Source organism: Bradyrhizobium sp., assembly GCF_050014615.1.
GTDB lineage: Bacteria > Pseudomonadota > Alphaproteobacteria > Rhizobiales > Xanthobacteraceae > Bradyrhizobium.
On the sequence record NZ_JBEKCZ010000311.1, the window covers coordinates 1 to 4,196 of the forward strand.

2 protein-coding genes are annotated in these 4,196 nt (G+C 62.2%); one reads left to right on the forward strand and one right to left on the reverse strand.

Going from position 1 to position 4,196, the window contains the following annotated elements; all coding sequences use genetic code 11:
- Nucleotides 1-229 precede the first annotated feature (229 nt).
- Entirely contained in the window at nt 230-3,064 is a 2,835-nt protein-coding gene (gene secA / locus ABR948_RS28655; RefSeq protein WP_428124536.1) for a preprotein translocase subunit SecA, read from the reverse strand.
- 329 nt (nt 3,065-3,393) lie between these two features.
- Between secA and ABR948_RS28660 the strand changes: the two genes are divergently transcribed.
- A partial coding sequence (locus ABR948_RS28660) for a peptidylprolyl isomerase (RefSeq protein WP_428124538.1) occupies nt 3,394-4,196 on the forward strand: 803 nt, incomplete at its 3' end.

A 4,196-nucleotide genomic window follows, 5' to 3' on the forward strand; every position in this document is an offset into this window, starting at 1 on the left:
TCGCCATCCGGCCAATCAGATGCCGCCCTACGAAGCCGCCGTGATCTCCGATCAGGACGCCGCGGATCTCTACGCCTATGTGCGGCAGATGCCGGCGCCGCGCGATCCCAACAGCATCCCTCCGCTCAACGCGAAGCGTTGAGAGCTCGGATCGTCGCTAAAGCGGGGGGTTGAAAAAAAGAGGCCGTCTTGAAAAGAGGCCGTCTTGCGCGAGGGCTGATCGACGCCCTCACGCATACCTGCCGTGGCAGTGCTTGTACTTCTTGCCGGAGCCGCAGGGACAATCCTCATTGCGGCCGACCTTGCCCCAGCTCGCCGGATTTTTCGGGTCGCGGTTGGCGGTGGCGGCGGGCACCAGCGAGGCGCCGGCGAACGCCATTTCGTCCTCGCCGGTGTTCGGATCGAGCTTGTGCGCTTCCATCACAGGCAATGCCGGCTGCTGATCTTCCGGCGGCACGATTTCAACGCGCATCAATTGCGCCGTCACCGCCTCACGCAGATGCGAGATCATCGCCTCGAACAGGCTGAACGCTTCCGACTTGTATTCCTGCAGCGGATCGCGCTGGCCGTAACCGCGCAGGCCGATCACCTGGCGCAGATGGTCCAGCATCACCAGATGCTCGCGCCACAGATGATCCAGCGTCTGCAGCAGGATGGTCTTTTCGACATAGCGCATCACCTCGGGGCCCCATTGCGCCACCTTGGCCGCCATGTGCTCATCGACGCGCTGCTCGATCCGCGACAGCAGCTCCTCGTCGGCGATGCCCTCTTCCTTGGCCCATTGATCTACCGGCAGGTCGATATCGAGCACGCGCTTCAACTCTTCCTTGAGGCCGGCGACATCCCACTGCTCGGCATAGACATGTTCGGGCACGTGCTTGGTGACGACATCCTCGACAAAGGCGCGGCGCATGTCGGCGACGGTCTCGGCGACGCTTTCGTCCTTCATCAGGTCGATGCGCTGGTCGAAGATCACTTTGCGCTGGTCGTTCTGGACGTTGTCGAATTTCAAAAGATTCTTGCGGATGTCGAAGTTGCGGGCTTCGACCTTCTGCTGCGCTTTTTCCAGCGCCTTGTTGATCCAGGGATGGATGATGGCCTCGCCTTCCTTGAGGCCGAGCCGCGTCAGCATGCTGTCGAGCCGGTCGGAGCCGAAAATCCGCATCAGATCGTCTTCCAGCGACAGGAAGAATTTCGAGCGCCCGGGATCGCCCTGGCGGCCGGAGCGGCCGCGCAGCTGGTTGTCGATGCGCCGGGATTCGTGGCGTTCGGATCCGATGATGTAGAGCCCGCCCGGCCGGGTCACGGTCCTGGCCGGCTTCGATCCCTTGGCGGGCTCGACTTCGACCACGTCTTCGGCTTTCAGCACGATGTCGCGGAAGCGTTCGACGTCGGCCTTGATCAGCTCGATCTTCGCGGCCCGCTCGGCTTCGTCGGCAATCCCCGCGGTCTCGTGCATCAGGCGCATTTCGAGCGAACCGCCGAGCTTGATGTCGGTACCGCGGCCGGCCATGTTGGTCGCGATCGTGATCGCGCCGGGCACCCCGGCCTCGGCGACGATGTAGGCTTCCTGTTCGTGGAAGCGGGCGTTCAGCACCGCGAACAGCTTGGCCGGCTTGCCGGCGCGCGCCGCGGCATAAAGCTTTTCCATCGCGTTTTCATTGCCGAAATCGATCTGCTTGTAGCCGTTTTTCTTGAGATATTCGGCCAGCACTTCGGATTTTTCGATCGACGCGGTGCCGACCAGCACCGGCTGCAGCCGCGCATTGGCGCGCTCGACCTCGGCCATGATCGCGGCGTGCTTTTCGTCCTGGGTGCGATAGACCTCGTCGTCTTCGTCGAGGCGCGCCACCGGCACGTTGGTCGGGATTTCCACCACCTCGAGCTTGTAGATGTCGAACAATTCGTCGGCTTCGGTCAGCGCCGTTCCGGTCATGCCGGCGAGCTTTTCGTACATCCGGAAATAGTTCTGGAACGTGATCGAGGCCAGCGTCTGGTTTTCCGGCTGAACCTGCACGTGCTCCTTGGCTTCCAGCGCCTGATGCAGGCCTTCGGAATAGCGCCGGCCCTGCATCATGCGGCCGGTGAACTCGTCGATGATGATGACTTCATCGTCGCGGACGATGTAGTCCTTGTCGCGCGTAAACAGCGAATGCGCGCGCAGCGCCTGATTGATGTGATGCACGACCGAGACGTTCTCGACGTCGTAGAGCGAATCGCCCTTGAGCTGGCCGGCGTCGCGCAGCAGCGTCTCGATCTTTTCCATGCCGGCTTCGGTCAGCGTCACGGTGCGCTGCTTCTCGTCGACGTCGTAATCGGTCTTGTCGAGCTTGGGAAGGAAGGTGTCGATGGTGTTGTAGAATTCCGAGCGGTCGTCGAGCGGGCCGGAGATGATCAGCGGCGTGCGCGCCTCGTCGATCAGAATCGAGTCGACTTCGTCGACGATGGCGTAGAAATGGCCGCGCTGGACCATGTCCTCGAGCCGGTACTTCATGTTGTCGCGCAGGTAGTCGAAGCCGTATTCGTTGTTGGTGCCGTAGGTGATGTCGCGCGCATAGGCTTCCTTGCGCTCGGCATCGTCCAGCCCGTGGACGATGACGCCGACGGTGAGGCCGAGGAAGTTGTAGATCTGGCCCATCCACTCGGAGTCGCGCCGGGCGAGGTAGTCGTTGACGGTGACGACGTGGACGCCCTTGCTGGCCAGCGCGTTAAGATAGACCGCAAGCGTCGCCACCAGCGTCTTGCCTTCGCCGGTCTTCATCTCGGCGATGTCGCCCTCGTGCAGCACCATGCCGCCGATCAGCTGGACGTCGAAATGCCGCTGGCCGAGGGTGCGCTTGGCCGCCTCGCGCACGGTGGCGAAGGCCGGAACCAGAATGTCGTCGAGCGTCTTGCCGTCCGTGATCTGTTGGCGGAACTCGACGGTGCGCGCCTTCAGCGCCTCGTCCGAAAGGGCTGCGATCTCCGGCTCAAGCGCGTTGATGGCGTCGACGCGGGACTGGTATCCCTTGATCCGCCGGTCATTGGCGGAGCCGAAAAACTTGCGGGCGAGCGCGCCGATCATGCCAAATTCCTGCTTCTACGATCCGGCGTTGCTGCCGTGAAATGGTCCATCCGGTTGCCTATCAACTCATCGTGACGCATCGCGGCACCGGCCCCGATCCCGGGGAGCATCCGCCAAATGAGTGGGAATTCAGCAATCCGAGGTTCAACGGCCAAAAAACGCGCTAACGCCATTGACTTAGGTATCGGAGAGATATGGCTGGCGCAGAGCCTTGTCAACGGCGCGAAGCTGTCAAGGATTTCATCATTTTGACAGACTTTTCGCGTTGCCAAGGCTTGACGATTGGGCGAGTGTCCCCGCCGCCCCAAACAGCCCCATAAGGATTTTCCATGACCACTTCGTTCCCGGAAACGAAAACCGGCCTGTGCCTTGGCCTTGCCTCCGCCGCCGTGACGGGCTGTCTCGCCATGGTCCTGTTCGCCGGCCTGCCGGCCCGCGCCGACGACGCCAATCCGGTGCTTGCCAAGGTTAACGGCTCCGAAATCCGCCAGAGCGACCTCACGCTCGCGGAGGAGGAACTCGGCCCCAGTCTGGCGCAGATGGACCCGGCGACCAAGAAGGACAACGTGCTGTCGTTCCTGATCGACATGAAGATCGTCGCCAAGGCCGCCGAGGACAAGAAGGTCGAAAACAGCGAGGATTTCAAGAAGCGGCTGGCGTTTACCCGCAACCGGCTTTTGATGGACAGCCTGCTGGCGAGCGAAGGCAAAGCGGCGACCACCGACGAGGCCATGAAGAAGGTCTATGAGGACGCCTCCAAGCAGATCACCGGCGAGCAGGAAGTCCACGCCCGCCATATCCTGGTCGAGACCGAGGACGAGGCCAAGGCGGTCAAGGCCGAGCTGGACAAGGGCGCCGATTTCGCCGAACTCGCCAAGAAGAAATCCAAGGATCCCGGCGCCTCCGATGGCGGCGATCTCGGCTTCTTCACCAAGGACCAGATGGTGCCGGAGTTCTCCGCGGTGGCTTTCTCGCTCGAGCCGGGCAAGATCTCGGACCCCGTGAAGTCGCAGTTCGGCTGGCACATCATCAAGGTCGAGGAAAAGCGCAACCGCAAGGCGCCGGATTTCGACCAGGTCAAGAGCCAGATCGAGACCTATGTGACGCGCAAGGCGCAGGCCGATTACGTGGC